The 18,872-nt window shown below is 65.1% G+C and carries 19 protein-coding genes; 16 read left to right on the top strand and 3 right to left on the bottom strand.

The window, feature by feature from the left end:
- The first annotated feature begins 18 nt into the window (after positions 1-18).
- The 4 genes from ASE39_RS01335 to accD all read left to right on the top strand — a co-directional run bounded on the left by ASE39_RS01335 (position 19) and on the right by accD (position 3,811).
- A complete protein-coding gene (locus ASE39_RS01335; RefSeq protein WP_057269950.1) occupies positions 19-762 on the top strand; it encodes a phosphoribosylanthranilate isomerase in 744 nt (247 codons plus the stop codon).
- Positions 740-2,023, top strand: a complete 1,284-nt coding sequence (trpB, locus tag ASE39_RS01340) for a tryptophan synthase subunit beta (RefSeq protein WP_057226819.1) — start codon at positions 740-742, stop codon at positions 2,021-2,023. The genes ASE39_RS01335 and trpB overlap by 23 nt, the downstream gene beginning before the upstream one ends.
- Positions 2,020-2,829: a tryptophan synthase subunit alpha gene (gene trpA / locus ASE39_RS01345; protein ID WP_057269951.1), complete on the top strand. Its 810-nt coding sequence runs from the start codon at positions 2,020-2,022 to the stop codon at positions 2,827-2,829. Before trpB ends, trpA begins: the two co-directional genes overlap by 4 nt.
- 109 nt (positions 2,830-2,938) lie before the next feature.
- Positions 2,939-3,811, top strand: a complete 873-nt coding sequence (accD, locus tag ASE39_RS01350) for an acetyl-CoA carboxylase, carboxyltransferase subunit beta (RefSeq protein WP_010463787.1) — start codon at positions 2,939-2,941, stop codon at positions 3,809-3,811.
- Between the two features lie 289 nt (positions 3,812-4,100).
- On the opposite strand, the gene ASE39_RS01355 is transcribed toward accD, so the two are convergent.
- Positions 4,101-4,649 (bottom strand): YggT family protein, encoded by a 549-nt coding sequence (locus ASE39_RS01355; protein WP_010463785.1) that lies wholly within the window; start codon positions 4,647-4,649, stop codon positions 4,101-4,103.
- Between the two features lie 79 nt (positions 4,650-4,728).
- Between ASE39_RS01355 and ASE39_RS01360 the strand changes: the two genes are divergently transcribed.
- From ASE39_RS01360 to ASE39_RS01415, 12 genes are all read left to right on the top strand, one after another.
- Positions 4,729-5,370 carry an LON peptidase substrate-binding domain-containing protein gene (locus ASE39_RS01360; RefSeq protein ID WP_010463783.1) on the top strand — a complete coding sequence of 214 codons (642 nt, stop codon included), beginning with the start codon at positions 4,729-4,731 and terminating at the stop codon, positions 5,368-5,370.
- 40 nt (positions 5,371-5,410) lie between these two features.
- On the top strand, positions 5,411-7,324 hold the full coding sequence (locus ASE39_RS01365; protein WP_057269952.1) for a nucleoside-diphosphate sugar epimerase/dehydratase: 1,914 nt from the start codon (positions 5,411-5,413) through the stop codon (positions 7,322-7,324).
- Positions 7,321-8,553: a lipopolysaccharide biosynthesis protein gene (locus ASE39_RS01370; RefSeq protein WP_057269953.1), complete on the top strand. Its 1,233-nt coding sequence runs from the start codon at positions 7,321-7,323 to the stop codon at positions 8,551-8,553. Before ASE39_RS01365 ends, ASE39_RS01370 begins: the two co-directional genes overlap by 4 nt.
- Complete coding sequence (locus ASE39_RS01375) at positions 8,537-9,115, top strand: acyltransferase (RefSeq protein WP_057269954.1); 579 nt, start codon at positions 8,537-8,539, stop codon at positions 9,113-9,115. Before ASE39_RS01370 ends, ASE39_RS01375 begins: the two co-directional genes overlap by 17 nt.
- A 1-nt stretch (position 9,116) precedes the next feature.
- Positions 9,117-10,172 (top strand): glycosyltransferase, encoded by a 1,056-nt coding sequence (locus tag ASE39_RS01380; protein ID WP_057269955.1) that lies wholly within the window; start codon positions 9,117-9,119, stop codon positions 10,170-10,172.
- A gap of 5 nt (positions 10,173-10,177) precedes the next feature.
- A complete protein-coding gene (locus tag ASE39_RS01385) occupies positions 10,178-11,209 on the top strand; it encodes a glycosyltransferase family 2 protein (protein ID WP_057269956.1) in 1,032 nt (343 codons plus the stop codon).
- On the top strand, positions 11,206-11,904 hold the full coding sequence (locus ASE39_RS01390; protein WP_057226797.1) for a class I SAM-dependent methyltransferase: 699 nt from the start codon (positions 11,206-11,208) through the stop codon (positions 11,902-11,904). Before ASE39_RS01385 ends, ASE39_RS01390 begins: the two co-directional genes overlap by 4 nt.
- A 37-nt stretch (positions 11,905-11,941) precedes the next feature.
- Entirely contained in the window at positions 11,942-13,117 is a 1,176-nt protein-coding gene (locus ASE39_RS01395; RefSeq protein ID WP_057269957.1) for a DegT/DnrJ/EryC1/StrS family aminotransferase, read from the top strand.
- Position 13,118: 1 nt separating this feature from the next.
- Positions 13,119-13,730, top strand: a complete 612-nt coding sequence (locus ASE39_RS01400) for a sugar transferase (protein WP_057269958.1) — start codon at positions 13,119-13,121, stop codon at positions 13,728-13,730.
- An 87-nt stretch (positions 13,731-13,817) separates the two neighbouring features.
- On the top strand, positions 13,818-15,362 hold the full coding sequence (gene lysS / locus ASE39_RS01405; protein ID WP_010463763.1) for a lysine--tRNA ligase: 1,545 nt from the start codon (positions 13,818-13,820) through the stop codon (positions 15,360-15,362).
- Positions 15,363-15,429: 67 nt separating this feature from the next.
- On the top strand, positions 15,430-16,464 hold the full coding sequence (locus tag ASE39_RS01410) for a diguanylate cyclase (RefSeq protein WP_057269959.1): 1,035 nt from the start codon (positions 15,430-15,432) through the stop codon (positions 16,462-16,464).
- Positions 16,465-16,526: 62 nt separating this feature from the next.
- The gene (locus tag ASE39_RS01415; RefSeq protein WP_029414066.1) at positions 16,527-17,189 is read left to right on the top strand and encodes a mechanosensitive ion channel family protein; all 663 of its coding nucleotides are present in this window, start codon (positions 16,527-16,529) and stop codon (positions 17,187-17,189) included.
- Positions 17,190-17,250: 61 nt separating this feature from the next.
- Here the strand turns inward: ASE39_RS01415 and nagZ are convergent, their stop codons facing one another.
- Positions 17,251-18,342 (bottom strand): beta-N-acetylhexosaminidase, encoded by a 1,092-nt coding sequence (gene nagZ / locus ASE39_RS01420; RefSeq protein WP_057269960.1) that lies wholly within the window; start codon positions 18,340-18,342, stop codon positions 17,251-17,253.
- A 78-nt stretch (positions 18,343-18,420) separates the two neighbouring features.
- Entirely contained in the window at positions 18,421-18,816 is a 396-nt protein-coding gene (acpS, locus tag ASE39_RS01425; RefSeq protein WP_057269961.1) for a holo-ACP synthase, read from the bottom strand.
- Positions 18,817-18,872: the final 56 nt, after the last annotated feature.

Consider the following 18,872-nt stretch of genomic DNA (forward strand, 5'->3'; position numbering starts at 1 on the left):
GGGCGGCCCGGCGGCGGGTTGAACGCCCCCTCGCTCCCCGCTTCGCGCACCCGCATCAAAATCTGCGGCCTGACCCGCGAGCAGGACGTGGATGCCGCCGTGGCGGCAGGTGCGGATGCGGTCGGATTTGTGCTCTACGCCCCCAGCCCCCGCGCCGTGACACCCGAACGCGCTGCACAACTGGCCAGGCGCCTGCCGGCTTTTGTCACCCCGGTTTTGCTGTTCGTGAACGAATCCGCTACTAATGTGATAGCTGCCAGCGCTTTGATAGCGGGCGCTACCATCCAATTTCACGGTGATGAATCCCCACAGGATTGCCTGGACGCCACCCACCAGGGCGCGCGGCCCTACCTGCGAGCGGCACGAATTCCCCTGGGCGACGGTGCAGCCAGCTTCGACCTCGTAAAATACGCCCACGATTACTCTCACGCCCAAGCCATCCTGCTCGACGCCCATGTCGAGGGTTTTGGCGGCAGCGGCAAGGCATTCAATTGGTCACTCCTTCCACCAAGCGTCAGCTCTCACCTCGTTTTGTCTGGTGGACTCACGCCTGCAAACGTGACCGATGGCATTTTGCAAGTCCGTCCGCGTTGCCACACGCTGGCGGTTGATGTCAGTTCCGGCGTCGAGGCCGATGGGCCCGATGGAAAGCCCATCAAGGGCATCAAGGACGCCATGAAGATCCAACGCTTCGTTGCCGCCGTGCGTGCGGCCGATGCACAACTTGCAAAGAACCCCCATGAATTCCTATCAGCAACCTGATCCCTCGGGCCACTTCGGCCCTTACGGCGGCAGTTTCGTCAGCGAAACCCTGACCCACGCCATCCAGGAACTGCGCGAGGCCTACGCCCGCTACCAGCACGAACCCGCATTTCTGGCCGAGTTCCACTACGAACTCAAGCACTTCGTGGGCCGACCCTCTCCGGTCTACCACGCAGCCCGCACCAGCCGTGAAATGGGTGGCGCGCAGATCTACCTCAAGCGCGAGGACCTGAACCACACCGGCGCCCACAAGATCAACAACGTGATCGGCCAGGCCATGCTCGCCAAGCGCATGGGCAAGCCCCGCGTGATCGCCGAAACCGGCGCTGGCCAGCACGGCGTGGCAACGGCCACCATTTGCGCACGCTATGGGCTCGAATGCGTGGTGTACATGGGTGCTGAAGACGTGAAGCGCCAAAGCCCCAACGTGTACCGAATGAAGCTGCTGGGTGCCACGGTGGTACCCGTGGAATCTGGCAGCAAGACGCTGAAAGACGCGCTCAACGAAGCCATGCGCGACTGGGTGGCCAATGTGGACAACACCTTCTACATCATCGGCACGGTGGCAGGCCCGCACCCCTACCCGATGATGGTGCGCGACTTCCAGAGCGTGATCGGCAAGGAATGCATCGAGCAGATGCCCGCGATGCTGGCCGAACAAAAGGTGATCGGCGGCCAGCCCGATGCCGTGATCGCCTGCGTAGGCGGCGGCAGCAACGCCATGGGCATCTTCCACCCCTACATTCCGTTTGAAAAGACGCGCCTCATTGGCGTGGAGGCGGCGGGCGAGGGGCTGGAGTCGGGCAAACACTCGGCGTCACTGCAAAAGGGCAGCGCGGGCGTCTTGCATGGCAACCGTACCTTTATCCTGCAGGATGACAACGGCCAGATCACCGAAACCCACAGCATCAGCGCGGGGCTGGACTACCCCGGCGTGGGCCCGGAGCACGCCTGGTTGCAGGAAATCGGGCGTGCCGAGTACGTCGGCATCACCGACAAGGAGGCGCTGGAGGCCTTCCACTACCTGTGCCGCACCGAAGGCATCATCCCCGCACTCGAATCCAGCCACGCAGTGGCCTACGCCATGAAGCTGGCCAAAACCATGCGCGCAGACCAGTCGATCCTGGTCAACCTGTCGGGCCGGGGTGACAAGGACATTGGCACCGTGGCCGACCTCAGTGGTGCCGACTTTTACTGTCGCCCCAGTTGCCAGGGGCAGTCCGTCAAGGGCGCTGAGCAACCCGTCAAGGTGGTCAAATGAGCCGCATCGAAGCAACTTTCTCCGCCCTCAAGGCCCAGGGCCACAAGGCGCTGATTCCCTATGTGACCGCTGGTTTCCCGTTTGCCGACATCACCCCCGCCCTCATGCACGGCATGGTGGAGGCCGGTGCTGACGTGATCGAGCTGGGCGTGCCCTTTTCCGACCCCATGGCCGACGGCCCCGTCATCCAGAAGGCGGGCGAAAAGGCCCTCAGCCTGGGCATTGGCATGGTGCAGGTGCTGGACCACGTGCGCGAATTCCGCAAGCGCAACAGCACCACGCCGGTGGTGCTGATGGGCTATGCCAACCCCGTGGAACGCTACGACCAGAAGCACGGCGCAGGCGCCTTTGTGCGCGACGCCGCAGCCGCGGGCGTGGACGGCGTGCTCATCGTGGACTACCCCCCCGAGGAGTGCGAAGCCTTCGCCGCCAGTTTGCGCGAGCACGGCATGGACCTGATCTTCCTGCTGGCCCCCACCAGCACGGACGAGCGCATGGCCCAGGTGGCCCGCGTGGCCAGCGGCTATGTGTATTACGTGTCGCTCAAGGGCGTGACCGGCTCAGGCGCGCTGGATACGGCTGCCGTGGAGCAGATGTTGCCCCGCATTCGCCAGCATGTGCAGATCCCCGTGGGCGTGGGCTTTGGCATCCGTGACGCCGCCACCGCCCAGGCGATTGGCAAGGTGGCCGATGCCGTGGTCATCGGCAGCCGCATCATCCAGCTGATTGAAGACCAGGAGCACGCCAAGGTGGTCCCCCTGACGGTGGACTTCCTTCGCGGGGTGCGCAAGGCACTCGACGCATAATGCTGCCCGGCGCGCACCTTGTGGTGTGCGCCCTCATTTCACTCCAGGCCTGCGCCCAGGACGTCTACCGGCTCCGCTTGCAGGTCTTGCCACTGAAGAGGAAAACACCATGTCCTGGCTCGAAAAACTCCTGCCCTCCAAGATCCAGCAAACCGACCCTACCGAGCGCCGCCAGGTGCCCGAAGGCCTGTGGATCAAGTGCCCGAGCTGCGAAACGGTGCTCTACAAGGCCGATCTGGAACACAACCAGAATGTGTGCCCCCACTGCAGCCACCACCACCGGATTGGCGCGCGCGCACGGCTGAATGCCTTTCTGGACGCTGAAGGCCGCTACGAAATCGGCCAGGAAGTGCTGCCCGTGGATGCCCTCAAGTTCAAGGACAGCCGCAAGTACCCCGAACGCCTGAAAGAAGCCCTGGAAAACACGGGCGAGACCGATGCCCTCATCGTCATCGGTGGCGCGGTCAAGAGCATCAACGTAGTTGCCGCCTGTTTTGAATTCGACTTCATGGGCGGCTCCATGGGATCGGTGGTCGGCGAGCGTTTTGTGCGCGGCGTGGAAACCGCCATCGAGCAGAAAGTGCCCTTCATCTGCTTTACCGCCACCGGTGGTGCACGCATGCAGGAAGGCCTGCTGTCATTGATGCAGATGGCCAAGACCAATGCAGCGCTGACCCGCCTGGCCAAGAAGGGCCTGCCGTACATCAGCGTGCTGACCGACCCGACCATGGGCGGCGTGAGCGCCGGCTTTGCCTTCGTGGGCGACATCGTGATTGCCGAGCCCAAGGCCCTGATCGGCTTTGCCGGCCCGCGCGTGATCGAATCCACCGTGCGCGTGACGCTGCCAGAAGGCTTCCAGCGCGCCGAGTTCCTGCAGACCAAGGGCGCCGTGGACTTCATCTGCGACCGCCGCGAGCTGCGCAACACCGTGGCCAGCAGCCTGGCCATGCTGCAGCGTTTGCCCGCTGACGCAGTGATGTAACGCAACCAGGTGGTGGCATGCGAAAAACCTCTTGCAGAGGTGAGGCGCCGCTTCAGCACCTCCAAATAGCTACACTATTGATAGCTATTAGCGCTTGATAGATAAGCGCCAGAGGTCAATTTTACTGACATTTTCAGTGTCAGAAACAATTTGCTGTGCAACGCATGCGGCCAAGGAGACTGGCGCTGCCCCCGCCAGGGACGGCAAGCAAAGGCCGCCCCGCAGCGAAGCCGTCATCCCCCTGGGGGGATGGCGCCGAAGGCGAGTCAGGGGGGCACCACCAGCGGGGCTACCTCATGACGCTGGCCTGCAAATGGCCCAGCACAATCATCGCCACCTGCAGCAAGACCAATGCCGCCAGCGGCGACAGGTCGATGCCGCCCACCAGCGGGATGACGCGGCGAAACGGCCGCAGGATGGGCTCGCACAGCCGGGCGATCACATCCGAGAGCGGGGACCGCGCCTGCACCCACGACATCACGGCATAGACGATCAACAAGCCAATCAGCCCCGACACTGCCACACGCGCCAGCCCAAACAATGCCAGCCACGGCAGCCAGGCCCATGCCGAGGCGGCGCCCAACAACAGGGTCAGCAAAAAGTATTGCGCCAGCTGCAGCAGCACGGCCGCCACCAGGCTCGACACATCCCAACGCCCCACCGGCGGGATCACACGGCGCAGCGGCATGATGAGCCAGTCCGTCAGTGCAAAAACCAGACCGCCGACAGGGTTGGAAAACGGTACCCGCTGCCATTGCATATACAGGCGCAGCAGGCACGCCCCCGTGAGCAGGCCACCAACAACGTCAAGCAGGAAAGAGGCGATCTGGTAGAGCATGGATGAGACAAAAATAAGGGGCCGCTGCGAAAGCAGGCTGCGCCATGGGATGATAGCGAGCCAAGGTATTCCCCCATTCATGACACAACCCCTCACCCTGTCATCCTTGCCCCTTTTCCCCCTGGGGTCCGTGCTGTTCCCGGGCGGCCTGCTGGCCCTGCGCGTGTTCGAAGTGCGCTACCTGGACATGGTGCGCAAGTGCCACCAGGCGGGTGCACCCTTTGGCGTTGTCGCCCTCACGCAGGGCCGCGAAGTGCGCCAGGCAGGCGCCCCCGAAGAGCAGTTCAATGATGTGGGCACCCTGGCCGTCATCGAGCAGATCGACACCCCGCAGCCTGGCCTGATCACCCTGCTGTGCCGTGGCAGCCAGCGCTTTCGCATCACCCAGCGCAGCCACCTGCCCCATGGCCTGTGGATTGCCGATGTGGGGCACATCGACCAGGATCTGACGGTGCCGATCCCCGAAGACCTGAGAAAGGCATCGACAGCGCTCGCCCAGGTGCTGCACACCCTGAAGCAGCGAGACCCCGACACTCCGACTGCGATTGTCCCCACGGCAGCCCAGCTGGACGACTGCGGATGGGTGGCCAACCGCTGGTGCGAGCTTTTGCCGGTGCCCCTGGAACTCAAGCAGCGCCTGATGGAGCTGGACAACCCGCTGGTGCGGCTGGAACTGGTGGGCGATGTCCTTGAGCGGACCGGGATTGCGCCCACGCAATGAGCCGCCGAATCACTGCTGCCCCACCCTTCCCCCCCAGCCCATGCTGAACCGCATCCTGGGCTGGTCACGCGCAGCCAAACGCCTCGTGGTGGTGGCCATGGACATCTGCCTGGGCCTGATCGCCATGTGGCTCGCCTTCACACTGAGGCTGGAAACACCCCACTGGCCCTCAGGCATGCAGTGGCTCGCGTATGCATTGGCCCCCGCCCTCGCCTTTCCCATTTTTGCCAAGCTGGGGCTGTACCGCGCCATCTTCCGCTATACGGGGATCACCGCACTCATCACCACCGGCAAGGCCGTGGCCATCTATGGAACCCTTCTACTGGGCTGCCTGCTGGCGGCCCAATGGGAGGGCGTACCCCGCAGCGTCGGCATTCTGCAGCCCCTGCTGTTCATGCTGCTGGTGGGGGCCAGCCGCGCACTGGGGTGGCTGGCGCTGGCAGGGCGCAGCAGCCATGCGTCTTACCGCCTGCTGATCTACGGCGCCGGCAGCGCGGGCGCCCAGACGGCGGCGGGGCTGGGCAGCATGCACCAGTACTTGCTCCAGGGTTTTGTGGACGACGACGCCAGCAAGATCGGGCGCAGCATCAATGGCGTGCGCGTGCACTCCCCCCAGGCGCTGCCCGAGGTCGTGCGCCGCCTGGACATCACGGATGTGCTGCTGGCGCTGCCCAGCACCACGCGCGAGCGCCGGCGGCAGATCATCGAAAGCCTGCGTGAATTGCCCGTGCGGATACGCACGCTGCCCGGCCTGTCCGACCTGGCCAGCGGGCGGGTCACGGTCACGGACTTCCAGGACCTCGAAATCGAAGACCTGCTGGGCCGGGAGCCGGTGGCCCCGGACCCCGGACTGCTGGGGCGCAATCTGGCGGGCACCGTGGTCCTGGTTACCGGAGCGGGCGGCAGCATTGGCAGCGAGCTGTGCCGTCAGATCGTGCGCGAAGGGCCGCGCCAATTGCTGCTCGTGGACCACAGCGAATATGCGCTGTACTCCATCCACCATGAGTTGGCGGCGCTGGCAGACCAAGGCGAGCACGCATGTGCGCTGGTGCCACTGCTCGCCAGCGTCACCCACAGGGAGCGCATGGCAGACATCTGCCGGCAATACCGGCCCACCTCCATCTACCATGCGGCGGCCTACAAGCACGTGCCCATGGTGGAGGCCAACGCGGGCGAAGGCATTCTGAACAACGTCTTTGGCACCCTGCACATGGTGCAGGTGGCGCTGGAGTGCGGCGCCAGCCATTTCGTGCTGATTTCCACCGACAAGGCCGTGCGCCCGACCAACATCATGGGCGCCACCAAGCGTGTGGCGGAAATGGTGTTGCAAGCCATTGCAGCGTCGCAGCGCCCCCCCTTCGCACCCCTTGCCGAAAGCCCGCCCGCCTGGACCTGCCCCACCCGCCTGTCCATGGTGCGCTTTGGCAATGTACTGGGCTCCAGCGGCAGCGTGATACCGCTGTTTCGCAAGCAGATTGCAGCCGGTGGCCCCATTACGGTAACGCACCCGGATGTCACGCGCTATTTCATGACCATTGCCGAAGCCGCCCAGCTGGTACTGCAGGCAGGGGCGATGGCCGAGGGCGGCGACGTGTTCCTGCTGGACATGGGCGAGCCACTGCAGATTCTGGACCTTGCAGAGCGCATGGTGGCCTTGTCGGGATTGACGGTGCGCGACGATCTGCACCCAGAAGGAGACATCGAAATCGTTTTCACCGGGCTACGCCCGGGTGAAAAACTTTTCGAGGAACTGCTGATTGGAGACAATCCCTTTCCCACCGACCACCCCCGCATCCTGCGGGCGCGTGAAGAATACCGACCCTGGGAGGAGCTGCAGACCTTGCTCCAGGCATTGCAGAAGGCAGCCCAAGCGGGCGACCCCATCGCCATGACCGCTCTGCTGCGACAGCTGGTGCCTGGCTACCACCCCGAAACGCAACCCGTACTGCCATGAAGTCGGGACTTGTACGGGCAACGCTGACCCTGCTCACGGGCAGCGTTGCAGCCCACGCCATCCCGCTGGTGCTGGGCCCAGCACTCACACGCCTCTACAGCCCTGAGGACTTCGGACAGTTTGCACTGCTGTGGGCGCTGGCCACCAACCTGGCGGTGGTGGGCTGCGCGCGCTATGAATTCGCACTCCCCCTCGAAAGCACCGAGCCGCGCGCGGCCCAGCTCATGGCGCTGTGCGCGCGCATCTTGCTCGCTGTCACCACGGCATCTGCTGCAGCCGCAGCCGTGCTCCTGCTGTGGCGCGGCATGCCGATGGTGTGGGCGCTGCCATTGGCGGTGTTCGCAGGCGGTGCTGTGCAATGGCTCACCCTGTGGGCGACACGGTCCCAACGCTTTGGTCTGCTGTCGGCGGCCAGGCTGCTGCAACAAGGCGGTGGCGCCATCCTGCAATTGCTGTTCGGATTCATGAAGACCGGCCCGCTGGGTCTGGTGCTGGGCGCCACATTGGCCAGCCTGGGCGCGGCATGGATGCTGGCCAGGCCTGCCCCTGCGGGTGGCTGGGTGGGTCTGTGGCGCCAGCCGTTGGCCACACTCCGGTCCATGGCCCAACAGCACCGGGACTTTCCGTTGCTCAACACACCCCACGCTTTCATGGGGGCGCTGCAGGACACCCTGACTCTGGTGCTGGTGGCGGCATGGACAGGGGATGCCGCAGCGGGATTCTGGGCGCTGGCGCTGCGCTACCTCAAGGCACCAGCGACCCTCATCGGCGGAGCCCTGTCGCAAACCCTGTACCCTCGTCTCCTCCAGGCCGGTGGCCCTGACGAGGCGCGTAAGCTGGTGCGCCGGGCCATGCTGGGGCTTGCCGTCCTGGCGTGCCCGCTGGTGGTAGTCCTGCTCACATGGGGCCCGGACATCTTTACCCTGGCCTTTGGAGCCCAGTGGGCAGGAACTGGGGAGCTGGCCCGAGCCATCGCGCCGTACATCGCCGTGCATTTCATGGCATCGCCCCTTGCGGTGGTCACCATGGCCTGGGGTGCACAGGCCTGGGCGCTGCGCCTGGCATTGATTGGACAATGCCTGTTTTTTGCGGGCCTGCTGCTGGGCCTCCATCTGGGCGGACTGACCGGCGCCGGATGGGGCGTGTCAGCGAGCATGCTGGCCTACTTTGCCTACTATTTCTGGGCGCTGGCAAACTGGAAGGATATTCCCCATGAGAGCCGTGCTTAACCGCTGGCGCCGCCGCCTCTGGCAAGCGCTGTTCTACCGCATGGTGTTCGGGGAAAGCGACCACCTGGACCGCAGCCTGCCCCACACCCGCATTGCCCCCAGCACCTGCATCGAGGGCGCGGAGGGGCTGCGGCTTTCCGACCACGTGTTCATTGGGCAATTCAACTTCATCGACGCCACGGCGGGCCTGCAGATTGGGCAAGGGGTTCAGATCACCAACTTTGTCAGCATCGTGACGCACAGCTCCCACCGTGCCATTCGCCTCCTGGGCAGCGACTACGCAGTCCACGAAGGCCCCAAGCCTGGCTACATCAGCGCCCCTGTGGAGATCGGCGCCTACACGTTCATCGGCCCCCACAGCCTGATCGAAGCGGGTACACGCATCGGCAAGGGGGTGGTGGTGTGTGCCTATGCGCAGGTGCGCGGTGAGGTGCCCGACTTCGCCATCGTGGCGGGGGCCCCCGCACGCCAGATCGGCGACGTGCGCGAACAGGACGAACGCCTGCTGTCACAGCATCCAGAACTGCGCCCGCACTACGAATCCTGGACGCGGACGGTCTGACATGCCAAAACACCTGTGCCTGTTGGGTGATGCCACCAGCCCCCATGTCCAGCGGTGGGCGCGAGAAATGCTCCAGCGCGGCTACCGCGTTTCGCTGATCACGGCCCGCCCCGCGTCCATCGATGGCGTCACCGTGCGGGCCATCCGGCCTGTGCACCGCTCGCTCGACTGGCTGTTCCGTGTCCGGGAAACCAGGCGCCACGTGGCCGAACTGGCCCCGGACCTCCTCCACGCCCACTACATCACTTCCTATGGCTATCTGGCCGCACGGGGCGGCAAATATCCGCGGGTGATGACTGCATGGGGCAGCGACCTGCTGGTCACCCCCGGCAAAAGCGCGTGGATGCGCTGGCTGACTGGCTGGATACTGCGCCGGGCCGACCTCATCACTGGCGACTCTGCCAGCCTCATGAGCGCCGTGGCGGATTTCCGCCCGCAATGCCCTGCCGAGGAAATTCACTGGGGTGTGGAACTGCAGCGCTTTCGACCCGCTCCCTGGAAGCTCAAGCGAGGCAGCCAACTGGTGAGCCTGCGCGCCTGGGAACCCAACTACAACATCGACACCATCATCGAGGCGTTCGCCCTTCTGCAGGCGCGGTTGCCTTCGGCCGACCTGCGCTTGCACCTGCTCGGAGGAGGCAGCATGGAAAGCGCCCTGCGCAGTCAGGTGCACAAGGCGCAGCTGGAAAACAAGGTGCAGTTCCACGGCCGACTCGATGACGCCGGCATGGCCCGGGTACTGGGCGAAAGCAAGATATCTGTGTCGGTACCCAGCAGCGATGCAACATCGGTCGCCATGCTGGAGAGCATGGCGTGTGGCCTCGCGGTGGTGGCGAGCGACCTGCAGGCCAACCGGCACTGGATCGACCCGCAGTGGCTGGTTGCAGCCGGAGATGCCGCAGTGCTCGCCGCCCGGCTGGAAGCTCTCATCGGCAACGACGCCCTGGCGGAACAAGCCAGCCTGCAAAATGCCGCCCGCATCGCCCGGGACGGAGACCGCGCGGTACAAATGAACCGCATGCACGCGCTGTACCAGCAACTGCTCCGCACACCTTGAAACCCATGCCCCAAGGCCTTGAATTGGACAACCTGATCAGCGTGATCGTGCCGTGCCGCAACGAGCGCCAGCACATCGACGCGTTCTGCGACTCCGCCCTGCGCCAAGAACTGCCCGCAGGCTGGCGCATGGAAGTGCTGATTGCAGACGGTGAAAGCGATGACGGCACCCGCGAGCACCTTCTGCAGCGCTGTGCTGCAGACCACCGGCTCGTCCTGGTGGACAACCCCGGCCGCATTGTCTCCACCGGGCTCAACGCCTGCATTGCCCGCGCGCGGGGCGGCACCATTGCCCGCATGGACGTGCACAGCCAGTTTGCCCCCGACTACCTTGCGCAGTGCATCCAGGCGCTCGAACGCACCAGCGCCGACAACGTGGGTGGCCCCTGGGTCGCCCAAGGAACCGGCCCCACCGGGGCCGCCATCGCCGCCGCCTTCCAGTGCCGCTGGGTGGTGGGCGGCGCGCGGTCGCGCGATATGCAATACGAAGGCGAGGTGGATACCGTCTACCTGGGATGCTGGCCCCGCAGCGTGTTTGACCGGTTCGGGCTGTTTGACGAAGCCTTGGTGCGCAATCAGGACGACGAGCACAACCTGCGCATGCGCCTGGGGGGTGCTCGCATCTGGCAGAGCCGGCGCATCCATTCCACCTACCACCCGCGCAATTCGCTCCGGCACCTGTTCGCGCAACAGCGGCAATACGGTTACTGGCGGCCTTTTGTGATGCGCAAACACGGGCAACCAGGCTCCGTGCGGCAGCTGGTACCTGCAGCTTTTGTGGCTGCCGCAGTGGCCAGCGCCGCCGTCTTGCCCTGGTCTGCCTGGCCGCTGGCCGCACTGGGCATCGCCTATACGGGGTATCTTCTGGCGGCATCGGTGGCGGCAGCCCGATCGGCCCGCAACCGGGGGCTGCTGCCCCGCCTCCCGGCGACGATTGCAGCGTTTCACGTGGGCTACGGCCTGGGCACCTGGCGCGGGCTGTGGGACATTGCACGCTCGCGCGCACCTTCGTCCGACTTTGCACGCATCACGCGATGACCGACAACGAACCCCAGGCCGTCAAGGCCCGCTACGCGAGGCGCGATGCTGCGGTCGACGAGGCCCGCTACAGCCTGTATGCCAATGCGGCGGCGCTGCAGGCGCAGCAAGAGCGCCTGCGTGCCATGGCACGGATCTGGCAGGCCCACGGCTGGAGCAGCCTGGCCCACCGGCCGATGCTGGAAGTTGGTTGTGGAAGCGCGGGCAATCTGCACGACCTGGTGCGGCTGGGCGCCACGCCCGCTTGCCTGACGGGCCTGGAGCTTCTTCCCGAACGCGCCGCCGCAGCGCGCGCCTCGCTGCCAGCAGGTGTGTCTATTGTCGAAGGTGATGCCGCCTTGGCCCCGGTGCAACCGGCCAGCCAGGATGCCGTGCTGGCGTTCACGCTCTTCAGTTCCTTGCTCGACGAAGACTACCGCCGCCATCTGGCCCACGTGATCTGGCAATGGGTTGCGCCCGGCGGCGGCGTACTGGTCTACGATTTTGTCGTCAACAACCCTGCCAACAGCGATGTGCAGGGCATTCCACTGCGCGAACTGAGCATCCTGTTCCCAGAGGCACAGATACACTCCCGCCGCGTTACTTTGGCACCTCCGCTGGCGCGGCGCCTGCCCGCCCCAGCGATTGCGCCAGCGTCCGCACTGCTCTGGTTTTTGCGCACCCACCGCATTACCTGGGCTGTGAAGCCGCACTGAGCGCGGCCTCGCTCTGGCCCTTTTAGCACGCACCACAATGCCCATGAACTCCGCCACCGACCTGCCCTTTCTCCCGTTCGCCCGCCCCGACATTGGGCCGGCAGAAATCGATGCCGTCAGCGCGGCCATGCGCTCGGGGTGGGTCACGACCGGGCCCAAGACCAAGGAGTTCGAGCAGGCATTCACCGCCTTCCTGGGCGGCGGTGGTCTGCAGAGCATCGCCGTCAACTCTGCCACGGCGGGCCTGCACCTTGCGCTGGAAGCACTCGGCATTGGTCCCGGCGACGAAGTGATCGCGCCCACACTGACCTTCACCGCCACCGTGGAAGTGGTGCGCTACCTGGGCGCCGACCCGGTGCTGGTGGATGTGGACCCGGTGACCCTCAATATCGACCCGGCCAAGGTGCGCGCGGCCATCACGCCCCGCACAAAAGCCATCATGCCCGTGCACTACGGGGGCCTGGCCTGCGACATGGACGCCATCCTGGCCATCGCCAAGGAACACCAGCTCAAGGTGGTGGAAGACGCAGCCCATGCCTTGCCCACCACCTGGCGCGGCACCCTGGTGGGGCAACTGCAGTCCGATGTCACGGTGTTCAGCTTCTACGCCAACAAGACCATCACCACCGGAGAAGGCGGCATGGCCGTCACGCACGACCCGGCGCTTGCGCAGCGCATGCGCACCATGCGGCTGCACGGCATGAGCCGCGATGCATTTGACCGCTTCACCTCCAAAACGCCGGCCTGGTACTACGAGGTGGTGGCACCCGGTTTCAAATACAACATGACGGACGTTGCCGCCGCCATGGGGGTGGAGCAACTGGCACGGCTGCCGCAGTTCGTACAGCGGCGCCAAGACCTGGCAACCCGCTACCGCGAACAGCTGGCGCCCCTCCCCCTGACCTTGCCAGCCACTGCGCCACCAGGCGACACCCATGCGTGGCACCTCTATGTGATCCGGCTGCGGGCGGACGCGCCGCTGGTGCGTGACGAGGTCATCCAGGCGCTGTCGGACCGGGGCATTGGCACCAGCGTGCACTATGTGCCGCTGCACCGGCACCCGTACTGGCGCGACCGGTACCAATTGACACCGGCCATGTTCCCTCAGGCCGACGCAGCCTACCAAGCCATGATCAGCATCCCCTTGTTCACCGCCATGAGTGACAGCGACCAGGAGCGCGTGATTGCTGCGCTGCACGAGGTGCTGGGCTGACATGCCCAAGCGGCTGTTCGACCTGTGTTTTGCCGCCATCGGGCTGCTGCTGCTCGCGCCCGTGCTGCTGGCCGTGGCACTGTGGGTGGTGTGGGATTCTCCGGGCCCAGCACTCTTTCGCCAACAGCGTGTGGGCCGCGCAGGCAGGTTGTTCCGCATCTACAAGTTCCGCACCATGCACCCGCGCGCCGAAGCCTCGGGCCCGGCGATTACCGTAGGAGCCGATGCCCGCATTACCCGGGCGGGCCACTGGCTGCGGCGCACCAAGGCCGATGAGCTGCCGCAGCTTTTCAACGTGCTTCTTGGCCATATGAGCCTTGTCGGCCCCCGGCCTGAGGTGCCGCACTATGTCGCGCTCTACCCGGAATCCGTGCGGGAACTGGTGCTCAGCGTCCGACCCGGCATCACGGACCGCGCCTCCATCGAATTCCGCGACGAAAGCACCTTGTTGGGCCACAGCAGCGATCCAGAGCGCACTTATGTGGAACAGATCCTGCCCATCAAGCTCCGCTACGCCGCCGAGTACGCCCGCTCGCACACGCTTTGGAGCGATCTGAAGATCCTCGCAGGGACAGCATCCGCGCTGTGGAGCGACCGCCCGTCCAAGGGCTAAGAACCTGTCAGCAACACATAGCCGATAAAATGAGGGGTTTGGCTGAACCCAGCCCCCAAATTTCACGCCCCCGCACCGACGGCACCTATGTCAGACCAAAACCACGCCCCCGCTCCCCAGGACGAAAACCAGCTCATCGCCGAGCGCCGCGAAAAGCTCCGCGCTCTGCGCGAGGCCCAGGCCAACGGCGGTGGCGTTGCCTTCCCCAACAACTTCAAGCCAGGCCACAAGGCTGCCCAGTTGCACCTGGAGCACAGCGCTGCCACGAACGAGTCCCTGGAGGCCTCGCCGGTAAATGTCTCGGTGGCTGGCCGCATGATGCTCAAGCGCGTCATGGGCAAGGCCAGTTTTGCCACGGTGCAGGACGGGTCGCTGGGCGAAGTGGGCGGGCGCATCCAGCTTTATGTGACCCGCGATGCCGTGGGCGAAGACCTGTACGCCGCCTTCAAGCACTGGGACCTGGGCGACATCGTGGGCGCCGAAGGTACGCTGATGAAGACCAAGACCGGCGAACTGTCGGTCAAGGTGACCAGCCTGCGCCTCTTGACCAAGAGCCTGCGCCCCCTGCCCGACAAATTCCACGGCATGGCCGACCAGGAGCAGAAATACCGCCAGCGCTATGTGGACCTGATCACCGACGAGCAGGCCCGCAAGCGCTTCATGGCGCGCAGCAAGGCAGTGAGCAGCCTGCGCGAGTTCATGGTGAGCCACGGCTTCCTCGAAGTCGAGACGCCCATGCTGCACCCGATTCCGGGTGGCGCCAACGCCAAGCCGTTTGTCACGCACCACAACGCGCTGGAGCAGGAGATGTACCTGCGCATTGCCCCCGAGCTGTACCTGAAGCGCCTGATCGTGGGCGGTTTCGAGCGGGTGTTCGAGATCAACCGCAGCTACCGCAACGAAGGTATCTCGGTGCGCCACAACCCCGAGTTCACCATGATGGAGTTCTACGCGGCGTACTGGAACTACCTGGACCTGATGGACTTCACCGAGACCTTGATCCGTGAAGTCGCACTGAAGGCCACAGGCTCGCTGCAGATGACCTACCAGGGCCGTGCGGTGGACCTGACTCAGCCGTTTGCCCGCCTGACCATCCGCGAAGCCATCTTCCAGTACACCGAGGCCGGCGCCCATGTGGACGACGCCGCCTGGCTCATCAGCGCCCTGAAGAAGCTGGGCCTGAACGAAGAAAAGAACAAGCTGTCCACGCGGTCGCTGGCCAGCCTGCAGGTGCTGTACTTTGAAGAAACGGTGGAAGACAAGCTCTGGATGCCCACCTTCATCATGGAGCACCCCACCGAGATCTCGCCCCTGGCCCGCGCCAACGACACCCGCCCCGAGGTGACGGAGCGTTTTGAGCTGTACATCACCGGCCGCGAGTTCGGCAATGGCTTCAGCGAGTTGAACGACGCCGAAGACCAGGCCGCGCGCTTTCACGCCCAGGTCGCCGCCAAAGACAGCGGCGACGACGAAGCCATGTTCTACGACCATGATTTTGTGCGCGCGCTGGAATACGGCATGCCGCCCACGGGGGGTTGCGGCATCGGCATTGACCGCCTGATGATGCTGCTGACCGACAGCCCCAGCATTCGCGACGTGATCCTGTTCCCGGCGCTGCGCCGCGAGTCCTGAGTCGCACGCCCCGGATGCACTCGGGGTACCCCGGACCCGCCCTTTGACGGCCCCAAGGAGACACCCCGTGCCCTTCAGCTCCAACAATGCCCCCTACCCGGCCAGCCAGCCCTTGCCCTCGGGCAATGCTTTTTCGGTGCTGGTGGTGGAAGACCAGGGTTCCGTCCGCGCTGCGCTGGTGGCCGAGCTGCGGCGGGCGGGCGTGTCGGATATCTTTGAGGCACCCGAGGGCAACACCGCCCTGCAGCTGTTCAAAACCCACCGTCCAGATCTGGTACTGCTGGACATCCGGCTGCCCGGCCAGGACGGCTACTGGGTGGCCCAGCAGATGCGCGCCAGCGAAGCCGGGGACTGGACGCCCATCATCTTTCTGTCGGGTCTGGACAACGAACTCGACGTGTGGCGTGGCATTGAGGTAGGGGGCGACGACTACCTCGTCAAACCCGTCAAGCCCATTGTGCTGATGGCCAAGCTGCGCGCCATGCGCCGGCTGCTGGACATGCGCCGCAGGCTCGTCTCTGTGTCGGCCGAGTTGCATCTGGCCAACCAGCGACTCAACGAAATGGTGGAAATCGATGCGCTCACGGGCCTGGTCAACCGCCGGGGGTTTGACCGCATCCTGCACAACGAGATCCTGGCCGCACGCCGCGAAGCGACGCCGCTCACGCTGATGCTGTGCGATCTCGACCACTTCAAGCTCTTCAACGACGCCAGCGGGCATGTGCAAGGCGATGCCTGCCTGAAGGAAGTAGGCCGCCTGCTGCGCGAGGTGTGCGTGCGCCCGCGTGACATCGCCTCGCGCTACGGCGGCGAGGAATTCGCCCTCATCCTGCCCAACACGCCACGCTCGGGCGCCATGACCTTCGCGCGCGCCCTGGGGCAGCTGCTGAAGGTGCGCGCCATACCGCATGCGGATTCGCCACTGGGCGACACGCTGACGCTGTCAGGCGGCATTACCACCTGTGTGCCCGACGACAGTACCAACGCCGAAAGCATGATCATGCGGGCCGACCAGGCCCTGTATGCCGCCAAGGCGCAGGGCCGCAACCGCTTTTTCAGTTTTGAAATGCAGATGGATACCGTGGAGCAATTGCGCAATTGAGTTTCTTTTCCGCCTTCTCGTTTGACGCCACCGAGCGCAACGCCCGCTCCGCCGTTTCGCGGATGCAGGTTCTGAAAACCCGGCTTCCCGACTGGGTGCAGGACTGGCTCGAAGTCATCATCCCCGGCACGCAGATCCTGCTGATCCTCTTTGTCGCCTGGCTGCTGCAACGGGTGCTGCGCCGCATCGTGCGCCGTGCCAGCGCGCACTACCAGGTGCCCGACGAGCTGGTGGTGCCCATGAACGGGCTGATCCGCTGGTTCATCGTGGCCAGCGCCCTGCTGCTGGTGCTGGAGCGCATGGGGGTGTCGGCCACCGTGCTCTGGACCGCGTTCACCGGGTTTGCCACTGTGGGGGCCGTGGCCTTCTTCGCGGCGTGGAGCGTGCTCTCCAACCTGTTTTGTGCGCTGCTGATCTTTACCGTGCGGCCTTTCCGGATTGGTGACTACATCGAAGTGCTGGACACCGCCGAAAAACCCGGCGCCAAGGGGCGCGTGGTGGACATCAACCTGCTCTACACCACGCTGGAGGACCATGGCGCAGCGACGGGCCAGGTGGCCTGGCTGCAGATTCCGAATGCGCTGGTGTTTCAGCGCGTGGTGCGCAGATTTCAGGGGGTGCCACCACCCCCTGCGCCCCCCGCCCATGCCAGCGTTGCGGATGCCACAGAGAGTGCACCGGCAGCCCCGCCGCCGGTCACGCCAGGACCCTTCAACACGCCATAGTGAGAAAAGTCGGGAGAGCCGCACTGGGTGGCCTTGCACGAGGCCACGCGCTCTCGGCGGTTCAGGGCAGCAGGTCCAGCGCCTGCAAGTAGGCGGGTTGGTACATCAGGTCGTCCCAGGCCTGCGGCAGGGTTTCCGGCAGCAGCGCCAGGCGGCGGGACTCGCTGTCCACACTCGGCTGCCAGCGGCCCTGCTTCTGGGCCTTTTCCAGGCCATCGATGAGTTCATCCACGGCCTTGCCATCACCCACGCTCTGGTTGCACAGCAGTACCAGGTCACAACCTGCCTCCAGCGCCGCCACGGCCGCGTCGGTGTAGCTGACCACCTGGCCGTCCAGGCGCCGTGCACCTTCCATGCTGAGGTCGTCGCTGAAGATCGCGCCATCAAAACGCATCTGGCGGCGCAGGATGTCCTGCAGCCAGCGCTGCGAGAAGCCTGCGGGGCGGCTGTCGACCTTGGGGTAGATCACATGGGCCGGCATCACGCTGGTGAGCGTGCTGCTGAGCCAGGGGTACGGCGCGGCATCGTCGGCCAGGATGGCCTTGAGGCTGCGCTGGTCCACCGGCACCTCGGTGTGCGAGTCGGCCTTGACGAAGCCGTGGCCGGGAAAGTGTTTGCCGCAGTTGGCCATGCCGGCCTGCAGCAGACCATGCATGAGGCTCTTGGCGAGCAGCGCCACCACACGCGGGTCGCGGTGAAAGGCGCGGTCGCCGATCACACCGCTTTCACCCCAATCGATGTCCAACACAGGCGTGAAGCTGAAATCCACGCCACAGGCGCGCAGCTCGGCCCCGAGCACGTAGCCCGCGGCCGTGGCTGCGTTGGTGGCACGCAGCGCGCCGCTGCCAGGCACGGCCTTGGCGCCTTTGCCGTCATCCATCCACATTTCGCCCAGCGCGCGCATGGGTGGCAGGTGCGTGAAGCCATCGGTGCGAAAGCGCTGCACGCGCCCGCCTTCATGGTCCACGCAGATCAGCAGGTCGTCACGCACGGCCTTGATGCTGCTGGTGAGCTGCAGCAGCTGTGCGCGGTTTTCCCAGTTGCGGGCAAACAGGATCACGCCGCCGGTCAGCGGGTGGGCCAGGCGGCGGCGGTCGGCAGCGGTCAGCTCAAGGCCTGCCACGTCGAGAATGAGGGGGGCGTGTTCGGTCATGGTGTGTTGGCTCAAACTCAAAAATGCTATTCAAACAATAGCTGCCAGCGCTTATCTATCAAGCGCCAGAGCCTATTTTTATTCAGATTTCTCTACCACACAGAAGCTGGCGGCGTAGTCGGTCTCGTCGGTCACACTGAGGTGCGCCTTCAGCCCTTTGGCATCGAACCATTCCTTGAGCGCCCCGTGCAACACGATGACCGGCTGGCCGGATGGCAGCTTGGCGACCTCGCAGTGGCGCCAGGTCATGGGCATGCGCATGCCCAGGCCAATGGCTTTGCTGAACGCTTCCTTGGCAGAGAACCGCGTGGCCAGGTAACGCAAGCCCCGGTCGGGCCAGCGGCTGCTCCTCTCGCGCCAGGTGGCCAGTTCACCGTCGGCCAGCACCTTCTGGGCAAAACGCTCGCCGTGGCGCTCCAGGCTGGCCGCGATGCGGCGCACGTCGCAGATGTCGGTGCCAATGCCGTAGATCATGTTTTATTGAATCAAATTGGCTTCTAGGGCTTATCTATAAAGCGCAAGCAGCTATC

Source organism: Acidovorax sp. Root267 (assembly GCF_001429215.1).
Lineage (GTDB): Bacteria > Pseudomonadota > Gammaproteobacteria > Burkholderiales > Burkholderiaceae_C > Acidovorax > Acidovorax radicis.

Excerpts from the sequence above, each read along its gene's own strand:
- accD (WP_010463787.1), top strand. The coding sequence starts at position 2,939 with ATGTCCTGGCTCGAAAAACTCCTGCCCTCCAAGATCCAGCAAACCGAC.
- ASE39_RS01385 (WP_057269956.1), top strand. The coding sequence starts at position 10,178 with ATGCCCCAAGGCCTTGAATTGGACAACCTGATCAGCGTGATCGTGCCG.
- ASE39_RS01370 (WP_057269953.1), top strand. The coding sequence starts at position 7,321 with ATGAAGTCGGGACTTGTACGGGCAACGCTGACCCTGCTCACGGGCAGC.
- trpB (WP_057226819.1), top strand. The coding sequence starts at position 740 with ATGAATTCCTATCAGCAACCTGATCCCTCGGGCCACTTCGGCCCTTAC.
- acpS (WP_057269961.1), bottom strand. The coding sequence starts at position 18,816 with ATGATCTACGGCATTGGCACCGACATCTGCGACGTGCGCCGCATCGCG.
- nagZ (WP_057269960.1), bottom strand. The coding sequence starts at position 18,342 with ATGACCGAACACGCCCCCCTCATTCTCGACGTGGCAGGCCTTGAGCTG.
- ASE39_RS01365 (WP_057269952.1), top strand. The coding sequence starts at position 5,411 with ATGCTGAACCGCATCCTGGGCTGGTCACGCGCAGCCAAACGCCTCGTG.
- ASE39_RS01375 (WP_057269954.1), top strand. The coding sequence starts at position 8,537 with ATGAGAGCCGTGCTTAACCGCTGGCGCCGCCGCCTCTGGCAAGCGCTG.
- ASE39_RS01355 (WP_010463785.1), bottom strand. The coding sequence starts at position 4,649 with ATGCTCTACCAGATCGCCTCTTTCCTGCTTGACGTTGTTGGTGGCCTG.
- ASE39_RS01395 (WP_057269957.1), top strand. The coding sequence starts at position 11,942 with ATGCCCATGAACTCCGCCACCGACCTGCCCTTTCTCCCGTTCGCCCGC.
- ASE39_RS01360 (WP_010463783.1), top strand. The coding sequence starts at position 4,729 with ATGACACAACCCCTCACCCTGTCATCCTTGCCCCTTTTCCCCCTGGGG.
- ASE39_RS01390 (WP_057226797.1), top strand. The coding sequence starts at position 11,206 with ATGACCGACAACGAACCCCAGGCCGTCAAGGCCCGCTACGCGAGGCGC.
- ASE39_RS01415 (WP_029414066.1), top strand. The coding sequence starts at position 16,527 with ATGCAGGTTCTGAAAACCCGGCTTCCCGACTGGGTGCAGGACTGGCTC.
- lysS (WP_010463763.1), top strand. The coding sequence starts at position 13,818 with ATGTCAGACCAAAACCACGCCCCCGCTCCCCAGGACGAAAACCAGCTC.
- ASE39_RS01400 (WP_057269958.1), top strand. The coding sequence starts at position 13,119 with ATGCCCAAGCGGCTGTTCGACCTGTGTTTTGCCGCCATCGGGCTGCTG.
- ASE39_RS01380 (WP_057269955.1), top strand. The coding sequence starts at position 9,117 with ATGCCAAAACACCTGTGCCTGTTGGGTGATGCCACCAGCCCCCATGTC.
- trpA (WP_057269951.1), top strand. The coding sequence starts at position 2,020 with ATGAGCCGCATCGAAGCAACTTTCTCCGCCCTCAAGGCCCAGGGCCAC.